This window comes from Erwinia psychrophila (assembly GCF_039023475.1).
GTDB lineage: Bacteria > Pseudomonadota > Gammaproteobacteria > Enterobacterales > Enterobacteriaceae > Erwinia.
Window position 1 is genome coordinate 1,124,626 of the sequence record NZ_JBCHVB010000001.1, and the last position, 16,208, is coordinate 1,140,833.

The following is a 16,208-nucleotide window of genomic DNA, read 5'->3' on the forward strand; positions in this document are numbered from 1 at the left end:
TATGGTGCAGAAACATCAATTTCTCAAGCTTAAACGAAACAAACGAAATGGGCAACATTCGAAACAAACGAAATGATACGGTGCGTAGAGCGATGCTTTCGACGAGTAACGCTTTTAGTTACGCACAATTTTCAGCGCGACCGCCGAAACCATCACAGCAACCAGAGAAACCGCCTTTACAGCTTTTTTTTGCTTTCTGAGGTGTAGTAATGGTTCAACGTATTCTTACCGCTACCTTATCTCAGAACAAGCCTGTGCTGGTGGAGTCTGTCTTTAACGATGGCATTTTTAATTATGGCCGATCCCGTTACCTACTCCCCTTGCCGTGACAATCTAATTACCGACATGCTTCCCGCCTCATTAAGTGACGTGTCAATGGGTTTAAAGTGCGGGTAGATGAAGTGTCAGGCGAGTTTTCAAAAATGTCTGGTGCGGGTCAGGTCAGGCTTAACGATCCGCATACTGATGGCGGACCGGTTAGCTCTGCTGCGCTCGACCACCACCAGGAAAGCGCAGGCCCAAGAGCATTATCACGTCTCAATCCGGGGCCAGGTTTGATATCCCACAAAGCCTTATTGATTCCACCAGCAATAGCAAAAACGAAACGGTTTACGACTTCAACTATGAGGCGGCGATAAACAGCTCGCGGGCTTCATGCAACAGATCGCGCACGTGCGCCGCCTCTTCAAACTCCAGGTTCTGCGCATGCTGCTGCATCTGGGCTTCCAGCTCGTGGATTTTCTTCTGGAGTCCCTTCGGCGACATATCCAGATAAGCGGCATCCTCTTCCACAATGCTGGCACGTCCCGATTTTGCGCCCCGTCCTTTGGTTTTGGCCTTGTTAATGCCCTGGCCCAGCTCAAGGATATCGGCGATTTTCTTATTCAGGCCCTGCGGCACAATGCCCCGTTCTTTGTTGTAAATTTCCTGCTTCTCGCGGCGACGCTCCGTCTCGCCGATGGCCCGCTCCATGGAAGGGGTGATCTTATCGCCGTAGAGGATCGCCTTACCGTTGACGTTACGGGCGGCGCGGCCAATGGTCTGGATCAGGGAGCGTTCGGAGCGCAGGAAGCCCTCTTTATCCGCATCCAGAATCGCCACCAGCGACACTTCCGGCATATCCAGCCCTTCCCTCAGCAGGTTGATGCCCACCAGCACATCAAATTTGCCCAGGCGCAGATCGCGGATAATCTCCACCCGCTCCACGGTATCGATATCGGAATGGAGGTAGCGTACCCGCTCGCCGTGCTCTTCAAGGTATTCGGTCAGATCTTCCGCCATACGCTTGGTCAGCACCGTGACCAGCACGCGCTCATTGATGGCCACGCGTTTGCGGATTTCCGACAGCAGATCGTCCACCTGGGTCGCTACCGGACGCACTTCAATCAGCGGGTCGAGCAGCCCGGTAGGCCGCACCACCTGATCGATAACCTCACCGCCGGATTTCTCCAGCTCATAGTTCCCCGGCGTGGCGGAAACATAGATGGTCTGCGGCGCGAGCGCCTCAAACTCTTCAAACTTCATCGGGCGGTTATCCAAAGCGGAGGGCAGACGGAAGCCATATTCCACCAGCGTCTCTTTACGCGCCCGGTCGCCGCGATACATACCGCCAATCTGTGGAATGGTAACGTGTGACTCATCCACCACCAGCAGGCCGTCAGCGGGCAGGTAATCGAACAGGGTCGGCGGCGCTTCGCCGGGGCCACGGCCGGACAGATAGCGGGAGTAGTTCTCGATCCCCGAGCAGTAGCCCAGCTCGTTCATCATCTCTAAGTCAAACTGGGTGCGCTGAGAAAGACGCTGCTCTTCCAGCAGTTTGTTATTGGCGAGCAGCACTTTCTTGCGGTCGGCCAGCTCATCTTTGATATCTTCCATCGCCTGGAGGATACGTTCACGCGGCGTCACGTAGTGCGTTTTCGGATAGATGGTATAGCGCGGGATAACCGAATCGATCTGCCCGGTCAGCGGATCGAAAATGGAGAGCCGCTCCACCTCTTCATCAAACAGCTCAACGCGCAGGGCGTAGTCATCCGACTCGGCCGGAAAGATATCAATAACCTCGCCGCGCACGCGGAAGGTGCCGCGCTGAAACGCCTGATCGTTGCGGGTGTACTGCAATTCCGCCAGCCGCCGCAGAATAGCGCGCTGATCGATAACCATGCCGCGTGAAAGGTGCAGCATCATTTTAAGATAGAGATCGGGGTCACCCAGGCCATAAATGGCCGACACCGAGGCCACGACGATAACATCGCGGCGCTCCAGCAGCGCTTTTGTCGCGGAAAGCCGCATCTGCTCGATATGTTCGTTTACCGAGGCGTCTTTTTCGATAAAGGTATCCGAGCTGGGCACATAGGCTTCTGGCTGGTAATAATCGTAGTAAGAGACAAAGTACTCGACCGCATTGTCGGGGAAGAACTCTTTCATTTCCCCATAGAGCTGGGCGGCCAGCGTCTTGTTAGGCGCCAGCACCATGGTTGGGCGGTTCAGATCGGCGATGACGTTGGCAACGGTAAAGGTTTTCCCCGAGCCGGTCACGCCCAGCAGCGTCTGATGTGCCAGCCCATCCTCCAGGCCCTCCTCAAGACGACGGATCGCTTCCGGCTGGTCGCCTGACGGTTTGAATTCGGAGTTGAGTTTAAAGACTTTGCTCATTGAGGGGCTACCTGGTGATGAATTTACGCGAACAGGGATCTTATTTTACTCTGCCATGGCGATTTTGCCAGCAAAAAATACTGGATATAAAACCAGTGATATTGCATGATGGCAGCAGAAAACGTCCGTAGTGCTGTGGCTCACTTTAGCGCACCCTGCCATCCCGCAGCCAGCACATGGGTTATCCCCAGCCAGGAGCGGCATTTAACATTTGTCAAGTGTCGCTGACAAAATGACGTCATCCGGACAAGTCAGATTATTCCAGCGCTTGATTTTCACCAACTTGCTGATTTTAAATAACTTCAATCGCAAGACGAGTTTCACACCAACTCGTAGCCAGCCCGCGCCCGCTCTCGTTTCGCAAGGGTTTTAAGCCACTCATACACATGGTTATCCACAGGAATGGTGGATAACTGATTTCAGCGCCCAACCAGACTGATGTGTATAAATCGGCGTAAGGCCGCCGTCGCCCGGCGAAATATTTTTTTTTGGTTTTTTTTATCCGCTTTTCGCACAACTGGCACGTTGGTTATGCATATTTCCGTCGCTGCTGCCAGCCCTTCAGGCGTGCTTTTTGCACCGATTATCCTCCCTTCTTTTGCCCTGATGACAGGCAATTGCACTACTTTTGATCCGCGCCCGGCACTGGCGAAGTGCAGCGAACAATTTCCAGAAGCAATTAATTAACAACATTGACTAATCATTGGCGCTAACGACCCGTTTTCATCATGCTGCAGCAAAAAAGAAGGTTCTGGCCCACGAATTGCAAGCTATCAGATAACCACCTCGCGTTTCTCAACACCAGAGCGAGATGCACAGAGCCGCAGGCTTTTCCTGCGAAGCGCTGAAGCTGTGTCACAGCCGGAGAGCTGATGCAATCAGGTGCGATCGAAAACTGTCTGGAGGAGAGAGTCAGATGCTCAGCTTACGTTCGGTAAATCAGTTCTATGGGCAAAATCATATTCTCTGGGATGTGGATCTGGATCTGCCGCCCGGCACCTGCACCGGCGTGCTGGGCCAGGCCGGCATGGGCAAAACCACCCTGGTGAACTGCATCATGGGCCACTTGCCGGTTAACAGCGGTACCATGATCTGGCAGGAGGCGAATCTGCCGCCGCAGAATCTGCTGTTGCAGCCGGTAGAGCAGCGGGCGGCGCTGGGGATTGGCTATGTGCCGCAACGGGGGCATATTTTTTCACAGCTCAGCGTAGAGGATAATCTGCATATTGCGCTGCTGGCTGGCGCAGGCGAGGATCGCCACCGGGCCATACCGCCCTCCGTTTATGCGCTCTTTCCCATGCTCTATTCCCTGCGGCACCAGCGCAGCGGAGAACTGCCGCCAGAGCAGCAACAGCAGCTTGCGCTGGCCCGGGCGCTGGTATTGCAGCCCAAGCTGCTAATTTTGGATGAGCCGACCGAAGGGATGTCGCCGTGGCTGGAGGAGGAGACGGGGAACCTGATCCATATTCTGAACCACGATTTTGGTCTGACGATCCTGCTTCTTGAACAGCGCCTCTCGTTTATCCGCAAAGTGGCTGATTACTTTTTACTGCTGCATCGCGGACGTAATGTCGCTCATGGTGAGGTTGCACAGCTGGATGAGAGTATGGTGAATACCTGGCTCAGGGTATGAGGAAAAGGCCGGAGCGCGCAGGCTGCTCCGGCAAGTCGATAAAAGTCAGGCAGGCAGCGTCACATACTGCCCGAGGTTATCGAACGCGGCGGCCTCCGTTAAGAAGGGGATTTCGCCGAGTTGCGGCGCGGGCAGCCGCAGCCGGAGCGTGTCGAGGTACTCCCTGTGCCGTTTTCCCGGCGGCTGGATATCATTGGCGATCCAGCCAGCCAGCCGCAGGCCGCTCGCGGCTATCGCCTGCGCGGTCAGCATGGCGTGATTGATACAGCCCAGCTTGATGCCGACGACCAGCACCACCGGCAGCTGCTCCAGCTCTACCCAGTCCGCGAAGGTTGTACTGGCTGACAGGGGAGTAAACCAGCCGCCCGCGCCTTCGGTCAGCACCCAGTCCGCCTGCTGCGTCAGCGCCTGAAGGCCAGCTGAAAGCTGCTGAAACGTGATGGGCCGGCCCTCTTCCGCGCTGACAATGTGGGGCGACGTCGGCTCAATAAAGGCCAGCGGGTTAATGCTGTCATAGGGCAGCGTCAGCGCAGAGTATTTTTGCAGGGCCAGCGCATCGCTGTTCCGCACGCCTTCCGGCGTCAGCTCACAGCCTGAGGCGACCGGTTTGTACCCTACGCTGCGCCATCCTGCCAGCTTCGCCGCCTGAAGCAGCGCGGTACTGGCGACCGTTTTGCCCGTTTCCGTATCGGTTCCGGTAATAAACCAGCGTTCAGTCACGGTGAATCACTCCATAAATCAGATGATAGCTGAGCAGGTAACCACGCCGATCCTGCGGCCACTCACGCTCAAGCTGTTGCAGGCGGGCACGGGTTAGCAGACCGCCGCTGCGCCCCTGGTGTAAATGGGTAGCTCCAATCCCTTTTAAAGAGCGAAGCAGGCTGAGCAGGTCGGGGAACGCCATGGTGATGCTGTGCGGCTGGAGCCTCAGTGCCAGCCCCTCTCCCGCAGCGGCAATCTCTTCTGACGTTAAAAAAGCATTTACCGGCGCGGCCAGGCCACAATTCTGCCAGGCGGTGCTCAGTTCATGCAGCGAGCCATCGGCGACCGTTGAGAAGAGCACCTGGCCTCCAGGACGGATGATTTGCTGAAACCCCGTCAGCACACGCCGCAGATCGCCACACCACTGCACCGCCAGATTACTCCAGCAAAGATCGAACGCCGGGCCGGTAAAGGGTAGCGCCTCAATATCGCCCTGGCGGTAGAGGTCCGCCGCCTGCGCGCGCTCTGCCTGCTGCAACATTTCCGCTGACAAATCCAGCGCGGTGACGTGATTGCCCGCCTGACGCCAGCGGCGGCTGAACCAGCCCGTGCCGCAGCCGGCGTCCAGCACGCGCATTCCCTGCTTCCGGCGGGCGAGCGCCGCCAGTCCCTCGCCGCTCAGCCGCTGGAGTTCAGCATGCTGGTTGTAATGCCGGGCCGCACGGCCAAAAGCCTGCGCGACCGCGTCTTTATTGACTTCCTGCGTCATGCAATACCTCCAGAAGTCGTTCTATATCTTCCGCCTGATGCGCCGCGCTGAGCGTGATGCGCAGCCGGGCCGTACCGGGCGGTACTGTGGGCGGACGGATAGCCGTTACCCAGCATCCCTGCTGGCGCAGCGTGTCCGCCAGCGTCAGTGCCCGACGCTCGTCCCCCACAATCAGTGGCTGAATAGCGCTGGCGGAGGGTGAGAGCAACAGCCCTCTTTCCCGCGCGCCCTGCCGGAAATGCCGGATATTTTTCTGTAGCCGCTCGCGCAAATCGTCAGCCTCCCGGATACGGCTGAGCGCGGCGTCCAGCGCGTAAGCCTGAGCGGGCGGCATCGCCGTGCTGTAAACCAGATGGCGGGCAAACTGCAACAGATAATCCGCCGTGTCGTTCTGGCAGAGCACCGCCGCGCCGCTGACGCCAAACGCTTTGCCGAAGGTGACCACCAACAGCTCGGGTTTGACCTTCTGCTGCCAGCAGCTGCCGCGCCCCTCTTCGCCGACGATGCCCACGCCATGCGCGTCGTCCACCATCAGCCAGCCGCCGTGCAGCCGGGTAATTTCCTGCAACGCCGCCAGCGGCGCGCTGTCGCCGTCCATGCTGAAGACGCCTTCCGTCACCACCAGCGCCTCTCCCACGGCGGGTTTAGCAAAGAGTTTGCTGAGGGCATCCGGCTGATTATGCGCAAAGCGACGCAGGGTCGCCGGGCTGAGCGCCGCCGCTTCCAGCAGTGAGGCGTGAGAGAGTTTATCTGCGTAAATGACGTCATTTTTCGCCATCATTGCCGCAATAATTGCCTGATTCGCCGCAAATCCCGAAATAAACAGCAGCGCGCGGGGAAATCCCAGCCAGCGGGCAAGACGCTCCTCCAGCGCCGCATGGGCCTGATGGTAGCCGGTGACGTGGCCGGAACCGCCAGCGCCGACGCCGTAGCGACCGGCACCGCGCTGCCACGCGTTGATAATGCTGGGATCCTGACTCAGTCCAAGATAATCATTCGCGGCAAAATTGAGATAGTCCCGCCCTTCAATCCTGATCTTTCGCACATCGCCCTGCTGATTGATCCGTCGCTGCCGGAACTGCGCTTTCTCACGGCGGGCGGTGAGCGCCAGATCGATCCGTTGCTGCCAGCTCATTCAGCGGGCCGCGTTATAGAACTGGTCGGTATCGGCCTGAAGCAGCTGCCCGGCCAGCGCCTGCTGCTGTTCGTTATCGCCCGCGTCGGTCGTGGTCTGACGCGGGTTCAGCCCGAGCTTACGGAACAGCAGCATATCTTTATCCTCTTCCGGGTTCGGCGTGGTCAGCAGCTTGCAGCCGTAAAATATTGAGTTCGCGCCCGCCATAAAGCACATCGCCTGGGTCTGCTCGCTCATCTGCTCACGTCCGGCGGAAAGACGCACGTGGGAGGCTGGCATCATGATGCGCGCCACGGCGATAGTGCGGATAAAATCGAAGGGATCGACATCGTCGTTATCCGCCAGCGGGGTGCCTTTGACTTTCACCAGCATATTAATCGGCACGCTTTCCGGCGGTGTCGGCAGGTTAGCCAGCTGCACCAGCAGCCCGGCACGATCGTTAACGGTTTCTCCCAGGCCAACGATGCCGCCCGAGCAGACTTTTATCCCGGCATCGCGCACTTTGCCCAGCGTATCCAGGCGCTCCTGATAGCTGCGGGTGGTAATGATGTTGCCGTAAAATTCGGGCGAGGTATCCAGGTTATGGTTGTAGTAATCCAGCCCGGCATTCGCCAGTCGCTGAGCCTGTGCTTCGCTCAACGTCCCCAGGGTCATGCAGGTTTCCAGGCCCATTTCCCTGACGCCCCGGACCATCTGCTCCAGGTAAGGCATATCGCGCTCATGCGGATTCTTCCAGGCCGCGCCCATACAGAAGCGATCGGACCCGGCCGCCCGCGCTTTACGCGCGGAGCTGAGCACTTCTTCCACCTCCATCAGCCGTTCCGATTCCAGCCCGGTCTTATAGCGGGCGCTCTGCGGACAATATTTGCAGTCCTCAGGGCAGGCGCCGGTTTTGATCGACAGCAGCGTACTGACCTGCACCTGGCGCGGGTCGAAGTGTTGCCGGTGAACCTGCTGCGCTTCAAACATCAATTCAAGAAAGGGCTTATCAAACAGGGCCTGTGCCTGCGCAATCGTCCAGCGGGTTGCCATTGCATGCTCCAAATAATTCTGTCGTTTGTGGTGACGGTCTGGTTATACTTGTAAACTAATTTTTTTAATTTTGGTTTACAAGTTTTTTATGACCCCTTCCGATCTCGCTTTTGACCGTGACCATATCTGGCATCCCTATACCTCGATGAGCGAACCGCTGCCGGTATGGCCGGTCGTGGCTGCACAGGGAACCTCGCTTCAGCTGGCGGATGGCCGTCAACTGGTTGACGGCATGTCCTCCTGGTGGGCGACGATACATGGCTACAATCATCCCCGCCTGAACCGGGCGATGACGGCGCAAATCGAACAGATGTCACACGTAATGTTTGGTGGCATCACCCACCCTGCCGCCGTGGCACTCTGTCGCCAGCTGGTAGCGATGACGCCCGAAAATCTGACCTGCGTCTTCCTGGCGGACTCCGGCTCGGTCGCGGTTGAAGTCGCGATGAAAATGGCCTTGCAGTACTGGCAGGCGCGGGGCGAAAAGCGTCAGCGCTTCCTCACACTGCGCAACGGTTATCATGGCGATACCTTTGCGGCGATGTCGGTCTGCGATCCCCAGAATTCAATGCACAGCCTTTATCAGGGATATCTGCCTGCGCATCTGTTTGCCGCTGCGCCAACCTGTCGCTTCAGCGACGACTGGCAGGAGAACGACATTGATGATTTCGCCCACCAGCTGGTGCAGCATGCCGGCGAGATCGCAGCCGTTATTCTGGAACCTGTCGTGCAGGGTGCCGGAGGAATGCGCTTTTACCATCCCCGCTATCTGCAACGGGTACGTGAACTGTGCGACCGGCACAACATCCTGCTGATTGCCGATGAGATCGCCACCGGCTTTGGCCGCACCGGCAAACTTTTCGCCTGCGAACACGCCGGGATTTCGCCCGATATCCTCTGCGTCGGCAAGGCGTTGACCGGTGGCACCATGACGCTGTCCGCCACGCTGACCACCCGCGAGGTCGCCAATACCATCAGCAACGGCAAAGCGGGCTGTTTTATGCACGGCCCGACCTTTATGGCCAACCCGCTCGCCTGCGCCGTCGCCAGTGAAAGCCTGGCGATGCTGCAGGAAAATCACTGGCCGCAGCAGGTTGCCGCCATTGAGGCGCAGCTGCGCAAGGCACTGCTGCCGCTTAACGCACACGCCGCCGTGAAGGATGCGCGGGTGCTGGGCAGCATTGGCGTGGTGGAAACGCACCAGCCGGTGAACATGGCGGCAATTCAGGCATTTTTTGTTGGACGCGGCGTCTGGATCCGACCGTTTGGCCGGTTAATTTACCTGATGCCGCCCTATATTATTGCTCCGGAGGCGCTGGCTTTACTGACCAAGGCCATCACAGATGCGCTGGATCGCCCCGATCTGTTTCTCTGCTGAGTGGCTTAACCCTGTCACAATCTCTTTATGGCACAGAGCGCCAGGCGGCGATGGCGCTGATGCACTACGCTTTTACGGGATAACATCTCGCAGAGGAGCAAATATATGCCGCAAGATAAACAAACTAATCGCCGCATCGTGCTGGCTTCCCGCCCTCAGGGCGCACCGACGGAAGAAAATTTCCGCCTTGAATCTCAGCACGTTCCCTCTCCTGGTAAGGGTCAGGTTTTACTTCGCACCGTCTGGCTTTCGCTCGACCCCTATATGCGCGGCAGAATGAGCGATGCCCCCTCTTATGTGCCACCGGTTGCCATAGATGAGGTGATGGGCGCAGGCACCGTGGCTATCGTTGAACAGTCCAGTCACGACGATTACGCGCCCGGTGACTGGGTGGTCAGCCAGAGCGGCTGGCAGGACTTCGCAATTTCCGATGGCAAAGATCTCTTCAAGCTGAGCGGTCCGGTACTGAAGCACCCTTCCTGGGCGCTGGGTATGCTGGGTATGACCGGTTTTACTGCCTATATGGGGCTGCTGGATATTGGTAACCCTCAGCCCGGCGAAACGGTCGTGGTGGCCGCCGCTACCGGTGCCGTCGGATCGATGGTTGGCCAGATTGCCAAACTGAAAGGCTGTTATGTGGTCGGCATTGCCGGCGGTGAAGAGAAGTGCCGCTACGCCGAGGAAGTGCTGGGCTTTGATAAGTGTCTGGACCACCGTTCGCAGGGCCTGGAAGAAGCGCTCAAGCGCTACTGCCGCGACGGAATAGATGTCTATTTTGAAAGCGTCGGCGGCAAAGTTTTCGATGCCGTCCTGCCGCTGATGAACACCAAAGGCCGCATCCCGGTCTGTGGCCTGATTGCCGACTATAACAGCAGCGAACCGGGCACCGGTCCCGACCGTCTGCAACCCTTCCAGAGCGCCATCCTGCGCAAGCGTCTGCGCGTACAGGGGTTCATCATTACCCAGGATTACGGCCATCGCTTCGGTGAGTTCTTCAGCCAGATGAGCCAGTGGGTGGCAGAAGACCGCTTCGTCTTCCGCGAAGATATCGTTGAGGGTCTGGATAAGGCACCTGAAACCTTTATCGGCATGCTTGAAGGTCAAAATTTCGGCAAGGTGCTGATCCGCGTCGCCGGTGATAATCCGTAAAGGAGAGCAGTATGAAAGTGCTAATGGTATTAACCTCACACGACAGGCTGGGCGAAACCGGCAAGAAAACCGGTTTCTGGCTGGAAGAATTTGCCGCCCCCTGGTATATCTTTCGCGATGCCGGCATCAATGTAGTACTGGCTTCCCCGGCAGGCGGTCAGCCGCCGCTGGATCCAAAAAGCGATGAACCTGACGCGCAGACCAGCGATACCGAACGCTTCCGCCACGATATCAGCGCACAGCAGTCGCTGGCGAATACCCAGCAGCTTGAGAAAATTGACAGCAGCCATTTCGACGCGGTGTTCTATCCGGGCGGTCACGGACCGCTGTGGGATCTGGCGGAAGATCGCAAAAGCATTGAGCTGATTGAAAATTTCTACGCTAACGGTAAGCCGGTGGGTGCCGTTTGCCATGCGCCGGGCGTACTTCGCCACGTGAAAAAACCTGACGGCACGCCGCTGGTGGCAGGTAAAAGGGTGACGGGGTTTACCAACAGCGAAGAAGAGGCGGTCGGGCTGACGAATGTGGTACCTTTCCTGGTAGAGGATGCGCTGAGATCGCTGGGGGCGCAGTTTGAGAAAACCGATGACTGGGGCGTGTTTACGCTGACGGATGGTCATCTGGTGACCGGACAGAATCCCGCATCCTCCGCAGCAGCGGCCGAAGAGCTGCTGAAACTGCTTCATCAATAAAACAGGAGGTGGAATGAAACTGCTAAGCCAGGATTTCAACGACGGCGATAAGCTGCCGCTGCGTCATGTCTTTAACGGCATGGGCTACGAAGGGGATAACCTTTCCCCGCAGCTGATGTGGGACGATGCCCCTGCGGGCACCAAAAGCTTCGTTGTGACCTGTTACGATCCCGATGCGCCAACCGGCTCCGGCTGGTGGCACTGGGTCGTTGCTAACCTGCCCGCTGACACGCGAGTGCTGCCTCAGGGTGCAGGCTCCGGCATCGCCGCACTGCCGTCCGGTGTGGTTCAGTGCCGCACCGACTTCGGCACCAGCGGCTACGGCGGCGCGGCACCGCCGAAAGGCGAAAGCCACCGCTATATCTTCACCGTGCACGCGCTGGACGTGGAGCAGATCGAGGTGGATGAAGGCGCCAGCGGCGCGATGGTGGGCTTCAACGTCCATTTCCACCAGCTTGCCAGCGCCTCCGTGACGGCAATCTACTCCTGATAAAGAGAGGGCGGAGACAACTCCGCCCTGCTTTCAGTCTGAAGTGACGCCCTCAGCGAAACAGCGCCGATAGATCACTCAGTCCAGACGATGAATCACCACCCACATTGGACCCTGACCAACGGCATAACGCGCCAGCGGCGTCAGCAGCCCCTGTTCACCGCTGATTTTGCATACTTCGATATGGTGAGACTTCTGTCCCGCCGCGATCAGATACTGGCCGCTATGGTCGATGTTGAAGCCGCGTGGCTGCGTCTCCGTCGGCTGATGGCCTTCCAGGGTCAGTAATCCGCCATCTTCGCTGATGCTGAAAATGGCCAGAACGCTGGCGGTACGATCGCAGCTGTAGAGATGGCGCCCGTCCGGCGTGATATGAATATCCGCCGCCCAGCGCGTTTCACTGAAGCCGGCTGGCATCATATCCAGCGTCTGCACCCTTTCCATTTCGCCATGCGCATTGTTCAGCTGCCAGACGTCAACGGTGCTGTCCAGCTCATTGATGCAGTAGGCGTACTGCTGGCCCGGATGAAAGGCCATATGTCGCGGCCCGGCGCCTTCCACGGTCGTAACCTGTGGCTGCGAATGCGGCACCAGCTCTCCATTCTCCTGAAGATCGAACAGGCAGATGCGATCCTGCTTCAGCGCCGGCACGTAGAGCGTTTTATTGTCCGGACCGATATTGGCAGAATGGCAACCATCCATCCCACTGACAACCTGAAGCGGTTCACCCGGCAATCCATCATTTCCGATCGGTGACACGCTGACGCAGGCATCGTTGTAGGAACCGACAAAGATAAAACGACCCTGGCGGTCGGTTGAAATATGGGTCGGGCTGCCCGGCAGCGAAGCCTGTCCCGCCTCTTCAAGCTTGCCATCCGCATCAATCCGGTACGCCACTACCCGAAAATCGGGACGGACGCCCACGTAGAGAAACTGCTTATCGGGGCTGACCACCATCGGCTGCACCTGCCCCGGCGCATCAATCACCTGCAAAAGCGCCAGAGCGCCTTCATCGCTGAGCTGCCAGGCATGGATCTGATGGCTCTCAGGGCTCGCGGTATATACGACTTGTTTCATGAATTCTCCTTTTTCTGGGTAATCGGCTTGTGGCAAAGCGTAGCGCGTTTTAACACCCTGCGTGGGGGAATTGTGGCGCATCATTTTGTCAGCCTCACCACAGGGTGTACACTTACCGGCTCTTATTTAGTCACTTCCGGAACTGTTTTATGAGTTATCGCATTATTGCGCTGGACCTGGACGGCACCCTGCTGACGCCGCGCAAAACCATTCTTCCCGAGTCGCTGGAAGCGTTAAAAAAAGCCCGCGAGGCCGGCGTGAAGGTGGTTATCGTCACCGGTCGCCATCACGTTGCCATCCATCCTTTTTATCAGGCGCTGGCGCTGGATACACCTGCAATCTGCTGTAATGGCACCTATTTGTATGATTACCATGCAAAAAACGTCTTGGCCTCCGATCCGCTGCCGCAGGATCAGGCGCTGGCCGTTATCGATATGCTGGATGCGGCAGCCATTCACGGCCTGCTTTACGTCGACGATGCGATGCTGTACCAGACGGAGACCGGTCACGTAGCGCGCACCATTAACTGGGGCCTGTCGCTGCCCGAAGATCAGCGTCCGGTATTCCGTCAGGTCGACAGCCTCGCGCAGGCAGCGAAAGCGGCGACCTCAATCTGGAAGTTCGCCCTCTCACATCCTGATACCCGGGCGCTGGATCAGTTTGCCGGGCAGGTGGAAAAAGAGATGGGGCTTGCCTGTGAGTGGTCATGGCACGATCAGGTGGATATCGCCAAAGCGGGTAACAGCAAGGGCCGGCGGCTGGCGGAGTGGGTGGCGTCGCAGGGTTTGCAGATGAGCGACGTGCTGGCCTTTGGCGATAATTATAACGACCTCAGCATGCTGGAAGCGGTCGGCCTTGGCGTGGCGATGGGCAATGCCGACGAGGCGATCAGGGCCCGTGCCGGTCGGGTGATCGGCACCAACCTGGAGCCCGGTATAGCGGAAACGATCTACCGGGAAATCCTCTAATCAGGGCGTGATGGAGACGCTTTTGATCTGCGCATAGAGCCACATTCCCGGTTTGATCATCAGTTCATCGCGGGCCCAGGGCGTGATTCGTGCCCAAAGCTCGCTCTGCCCCACCAGCAGCTTCACCTCTATCTGATCGTCAATCTCCAGCAGCTCGGTCACCTGCGCAGGGATGACGTTGCGGATCGTGGTGTTTACCGGCGGCTGTAGCACCAGCGAGACGTCAGCCGACTGAATGCGGATACGCAGCGCCGTTTTCAGCGGCGCATTGACGCGGCTGACCCAGATATGCTGATCGCCCAACGAGAGCGCGGTCATGGCGTAGCGCGGATGCTGCTCCAGCACCTGCACTTTCAGCACGCTGCTTTGCTCCGCGCGCGGCAGCCAGGGCCGCATCGCGCTGCTGGCCCAGACATTTTCCAGCGTGCCGAGCGCCTTCACTTTTCCCTCATCCAGCACCAGCACGTAATCTGCCAGGTGCAGGATCTCATCAAGGCTGTGGCTGACGTAAAGGATCGGGATCGCCACCTGAGCCGCCAGCTTTTGCAGATAGGGCAACAGCTCGCGTTTGCGCGGCAGATCCAGCGAGGCGAGCGGTTCATCCATCAGCAGCATTTCCGGCGCGGTCAGCAGCGCCCGCCCTATCGCCACCCGCTGTTTTTCTCCTCCTGAGAGGGAGGCGGGATAGCGCGAGAGCAGCGGCTCCAGCCCGAGCAGGGCCACCAGCGGGTCAAACTGAGGCCGCATACTTCTGGCCATGCCATATTCAAGGTTGCCGCGCACGCGGTAGTGCGGGAAAAGGCGGGCATCCTGGAATACGTAACCGATACGCCGCTTTTCCGGCGGCAGATAAATGCCCGGACCGGCATCGCACAGCACACGGTCATTTAGCAGGATACGCCCTTCCTGCGGTCGGGTAAGGCCGCCTATGGCGTTGATCAGCGACGTTTTCCCCGCGCCTGAAACGCCGAATACCGCCGTAATGCCCTTCGCGGGAAGCCGGGCGTTAACCGCCAAAGTATGGTCGCCGAGGCGCTGGGTGAAATTCAGTTCTAACATGATTCTCCCAACCTCTTACGGCCCCAGCGGGTCAGCCATTCGGAAAGCAGCAGTGAACAGAGCGCCAGCAAGATGGCAATCACGCAGAGACGGGCCGCCGCCGCCTCCGCACCGGGCGTTTCAATCAGGGTATACATCGCCGAGGGCAACGTTCTGGTTTCGCCAGGGATATTGGAGACGAAGGTGATCGTGGCGCCAAATTCGCCCAGCGAACGGGCAAAGGCCAGCACCGTTCCCACGATAATGCCCGGCAGCGTCAGCGGCAGCGTGATGGTGAAAAAGACCCGCCAGCGGCCTGCGCCAAGCGTTCGCGCGGCCTGCTCCAGCCGGCCATCCACGCCCTCCAGCGACAGGCGGATAGCGCGCACCATCAGCGGGAAAGCGATCACCGCCGAGGCAAGCGCCGCGCCGCGCCAGCTGAAGGCGAAGCTGAAGTCAAACCACGCATCCAGATACTGGCCGATAAAGCCGCGGCGTCCGAAGCTAATCAGTAAAATGTAGCCCACCACGACCGGCGGTAGCACCAGCGGCAGATGGATCAGGCTGTCGAGCAGCGCCTTGCCCGGAAAACGGCAGCGAACCAGAATCCAGGCCATTAAAATACCGAACGGCAGACTGGCGAGCACCGCCACCGAGGAAACTTTCAGGCTGAGCGCGACAGCCTGCCATTCAGGCTCACTGAGGATCATATTTCAGGGGTAAATCCATAGCGTTTGAAAACGGCCGCGGCTTCCGGCCCTTTCAGATAGTGATAAAAAGCGGTGACGACGGGAGAAGCGTGTCCCTTCACCATCGCCATCGGGTATTTGACCGGCCTGTGGCTCGCCTCCGGAAAGACGCCCACGACCGTCACTTTTTTACTGACAACCGCATCAGAGCCGTAAACGATGCCGTAAGGCGTTTCGTTACGCTCCACCAGCGCCAGCGCGGCGCGAACGCTGTTGCCTCGCGCCAGAACCGGCGACAGCGTATCCCAGGCCCCCAGGTTTTGTAACGCCTCTTTCGCGTAAATCCCGGCAGGCACATGGTCAGGATCGCCAACGGAGAGGCGCTGGCCCTTCAGCAGGTTTTTCCAGTCGGTTTTCGCGGTGATCGCCACCGGCTGGGGATGGTTTTCCACTGGCGCTATCAGCACCAGATCGTTACCCAGCAGCGTATAGCGGCTGGCCTTATCCATCGTATTTTTCTCTGTCGCGTAATCCATCCACTGCAAATCGGCAGAAATAAACAGATCGGCTGGTGCGCCCTGCTCTATTTGCCGTGCCAGCGTCGAGGAGGAGGCAAAGGAGGAGACGATTTCCACCTTTTTATCCTTCTGGTACTGAGCAGCAATTTCCCCGAGCGCATTGGTGAGCGAGGCCGCGGCAAAAACGGTAATTTTGTCAGCGGCGGCAGCGTTGCCCGCCACGCTGACGCTCAGCGCGGCACCGATAATATAGTGAGTTAGTTTTACAGACATAGTGTTCTCCTGA

Annotated in this window: 16 protein-coding genes; 7 read left to right on the forward strand and 9 right to left on the reverse strand. The window is 58.4% G+C overall.

Annotated features, from left to right (window positions below; translation table 11 throughout):
• Positions 1–621: 621 nt before the first annotated feature.
• The gene (uvrB, locus tag AAH446_RS05180; RefSeq protein ID WP_342905616.1) at positions 622–2,652 is read right to left on the reverse strand and encodes an excinuclease ABC subunit UvrB; all 2,031 of its coding nucleotides are present in this window, start codon (positions 2,650–2,652) and stop codon (positions 622–624) included.
• A 531-nt stretch (positions 2,653–3,183) separates the two neighbouring features.
• Between uvrB and AAH446_RS05185 the strand changes: the two genes are divergently transcribed.
• Both AAH446_RS05185 and AAH446_RS05190 read left to right on the forward strand, forming a co-directional pair.
• On the forward strand, positions 3,184–3,339 hold the full coding sequence (locus AAH446_RS05185; RefSeq protein WP_342905617.1) for a hypothetical protein: 156 nt from the start codon (positions 3,184–3,186) through the stop codon (positions 3,337–3,339).
• Positions 3,340–3,568: 229 nt separating this feature from the next.
• The gene (locus AAH446_RS05190) at positions 3,569–4,285 is read left to right on the forward strand and encodes an ABC transporter ATP-binding protein (protein WP_342905618.1); all 717 of its coding nucleotides are present in this window, start codon (positions 3,569–3,571) and stop codon (positions 4,283–4,285) included.
• A gap of 45 nt (positions 4,286–4,330) precedes the next feature.
• Here the strand turns inward: AAH446_RS05190 and bioD are convergent, their stop codons facing one another.
• Genes bioD through bioB form a run of 4 tightly spaced genes read right to left on the reverse strand, consistent with a single transcriptional unit; the run spans position 4,331 to position 7,923 of the window.
• Positions 4,331–5,005: a dethiobiotin synthase gene (gene bioD, locus AAH446_RS05195; RefSeq protein ID WP_342905619.1), complete on the reverse strand. Its 675-nt coding sequence runs from the start codon at positions 5,003–5,005 to the stop codon at positions 4,331–4,333.
• A complete protein-coding gene (gene bioC, locus AAH446_RS05200; protein ID WP_342905620.1) occupies positions 4,998–5,756 on the reverse strand; it encodes a malonyl-ACP O-methyltransferase BioC in 759 nt (252 codons plus the stop codon). Before bioC ends, bioD begins: the two co-directional genes overlap by 8 nt.
• Entirely contained in the window at positions 5,737–6,891 is a 1,155-nt protein-coding gene (gene bioF, locus AAH446_RS05205; RefSeq protein ID WP_342905621.1) for an 8-amino-7-oxononanoate synthase, read from the reverse strand. The genes bioC and bioF overlap by 20 nt, the downstream gene beginning before the upstream one ends.
• Complete coding sequence (bioB, locus tag AAH446_RS05210; protein ID WP_342905622.1) at positions 6,892–7,923, reverse strand: biotin synthase BioB; 1,032 nt, start codon at positions 7,921–7,923, stop codon at positions 6,892–6,894.
• Between the two features lie 88 nt (positions 7,924–8,011).
• On the opposite strand from bioB, the gene bioA reads away from it, so the two are divergent.
• The 4 genes from bioA (at position 8,012) to AAH446_RS05230 (ending at position 11,632) form a co-directional block, all read left to right on the forward strand.
• Positions 8,012–9,301 carry an adenosylmethionine--8-amino-7-oxononanoate transaminase gene (bioA, locus tag AAH446_RS05215; protein ID WP_342905623.1) on the forward strand — a complete coding sequence of 430 codons (1,290 nt, stop codon included), beginning with the start codon at positions 8,012–8,014 and terminating at the stop codon, positions 9,299–9,301.
• A gap of 105 nt (positions 9,302–9,406) precedes the next feature.
• Positions 9,407–10,450, forward strand: a complete 1,044-nt coding sequence (locus AAH446_RS05220; RefSeq protein WP_342905624.1) for an NADP-dependent oxidoreductase — start codon at positions 9,407–9,409, stop codon at positions 10,448–10,450.
• An 11-nt stretch (positions 10,451–10,461) separates the two neighbouring features.
• Complete coding sequence (locus AAH446_RS05225) at positions 10,462–11,142, forward strand: type 1 glutamine amidotransferase domain-containing protein (RefSeq protein WP_342905625.1); 681 nt, start codon at positions 10,462–10,464, stop codon at positions 11,140–11,142.
• Between the two features lie 13 nt (positions 11,143–11,155).
• Entirely contained in the window at positions 11,156–11,632 is a 477-nt protein-coding gene (locus AAH446_RS05230) for a kinase inhibitor (protein WP_342905626.1), read from the forward strand.
• Between the two features lie 78 nt (positions 11,633–11,710).
• On the opposite strand, the gene pgl is transcribed toward AAH446_RS05230, so the two are convergent.
• Positions 11,711–12,709 carry a 6-phosphogluconolactonase gene (pgl, locus tag AAH446_RS05235; protein ID WP_342905627.1) on the reverse strand — a complete coding sequence of 333 codons (999 nt, stop codon included), beginning with the start codon at positions 12,707–12,709 and terminating at the stop codon, positions 11,711–11,713.
• 149 nt (positions 12,710–12,858) lie between these two features.
• On the opposite strand from pgl, the gene AAH446_RS05240 reads away from it, so the two are divergent.
• Entirely contained in the window at positions 12,859–13,677 is an 819-nt protein-coding gene (locus AAH446_RS05240) for a pyridoxal phosphatase (RefSeq protein WP_342905628.1), read from the forward strand.
• Here the strand turns inward: AAH446_RS05240 and modC are convergent, their stop codons facing one another.
• Genes modC through modA form a run of 3 tightly spaced genes read right to left on the reverse strand, consistent with a single transcriptional unit; the run spans position 13,678 to position 16,195 of the window.
• On the reverse strand, positions 13,678–14,736 hold the full coding sequence (gene modC, locus AAH446_RS05245; RefSeq protein WP_342905629.1) for a molybdenum ABC transporter ATP-binding protein ModC: 1,059 nt from the start codon (positions 14,734–14,736) through the stop codon (positions 13,678–13,680).
• The gene (modB, locus tag AAH446_RS05250; RefSeq protein WP_342905630.1) at positions 14,730–15,425 is read right to left on the reverse strand and encodes a molybdate ABC transporter permease subunit; all 696 of its coding nucleotides are present in this window, start codon (positions 15,423–15,425) and stop codon (positions 14,730–14,732) included. Before modB ends, modC begins: the two co-directional genes overlap by 7 nt.
• Positions 15,422–16,195, reverse strand: coding sequence for a molybdate ABC transporter substrate-binding protein (gene modA / locus AAH446_RS05255; RefSeq protein ID WP_342905631.1), 774 nt, complete (start codon positions 16,193–16,195; stop codon positions 15,422–15,424). Before modA ends, modB begins: the two co-directional genes overlap by 4 nt.
• Between the last annotated feature and the right edge of the window lie 13 nt (positions 16,196–16,208).

What these genes read in the sequence shown, in the direction of transcription:
- bioF (WP_342905621.1), bottom strand. Translation starts at nt 6,891, where the DNA reads ATGAGCTGGCAGCAACGGATCGATCTGGCGCTCACCGCCCGCCGTGAG.
- AAH446_RS05220 (WP_342905624.1), top strand. Translation starts at nt 9,407, where the DNA reads ATGCCGCAAGATAAACAAACTAATCGCCGCATCGTGCTGGCTTCCCGC.
- AAH446_RS05230 (WP_342905626.1), top strand. Translation starts at nt 11,156, where the DNA reads ATGAAACTGCTAAGCCAGGATTTCAACGACGGCGATAAGCTGCCGCTG.
- AAH446_RS05190 (WP_342905618.1), top strand. Translation starts at nt 3,569, where the DNA reads ATGCTCAGCTTACGTTCGGTAAATCAGTTCTATGGGCAAAATCATATT.
- pgl (WP_342905627.1), bottom strand. Translation starts at nt 12,709, where the DNA reads ATGAAACAAGTCGTATATACCGCGAGCCCTGAGAGCCATCAGATCCAT.
- bioA (WP_342905623.1), top strand. Translation starts at nt 8,012, where the DNA reads ATGACCCCTTCCGATCTCGCTTTTGACCGTGACCATATCTGGCATCCC.
- bioC (WP_342905620.1), bottom strand. Translation starts at nt 5,756, where the DNA reads ATGACGCAGGAAGTCAATAAAGACGCGGTCGCGCAGGCTTTTGGCCGT.
- modB (WP_342905630.1), bottom strand. Translation starts at nt 15,425, where the DNA reads ATGATCCTCAGTGAGCCTGAATGGCAGGCTGTCGCGCTCAGCCTGAAA.
- AAH446_RS05240 (WP_342905628.1), top strand. Translation starts at nt 12,859, where the DNA reads ATGAGTTATCGCATTATTGCGCTGGACCTGGACGGCACCCTGCTGACG.
- uvrB (WP_342905616.1), bottom strand. Translation starts at nt 2,652, where the DNA reads ATGAGCAAAGTCTTTAAACTCAACTCCGAATTCAAACCGTCAGGCGAC.
- bioB (WP_342905622.1), bottom strand. Translation starts at nt 7,923, where the DNA reads ATGGCAACCCGCTGGACGATTGCGCAGGCACAGGCCCTGTTTGATAAG.
- AAH446_RS05225 (WP_342905625.1), top strand. Translation starts at nt 10,462, where the DNA reads ATGAAAGTGCTAATGGTATTAACCTCACACGACAGGCTGGGCGAAACC.
- modA (WP_342905631.1), bottom strand. Translation starts at nt 16,195, where the DNA reads ATGTCTGTAAAACTAACTCACTATATTATCGGTGCCGCGCTGAGCGTC.
- AAH446_RS05185 (WP_342905617.1), top strand. Translation starts at nt 3,184, where the DNA reads ATGCATATTTCCGTCGCTGCTGCCAGCCCTTCAGGCGTGCTTTTTGCA.
- modC (WP_342905629.1), bottom strand. Translation starts at nt 14,736, where the DNA reads ATGTTAGAACTGAATTTCACCCAGCGCCTCGGCGACCATACTTTGGCG.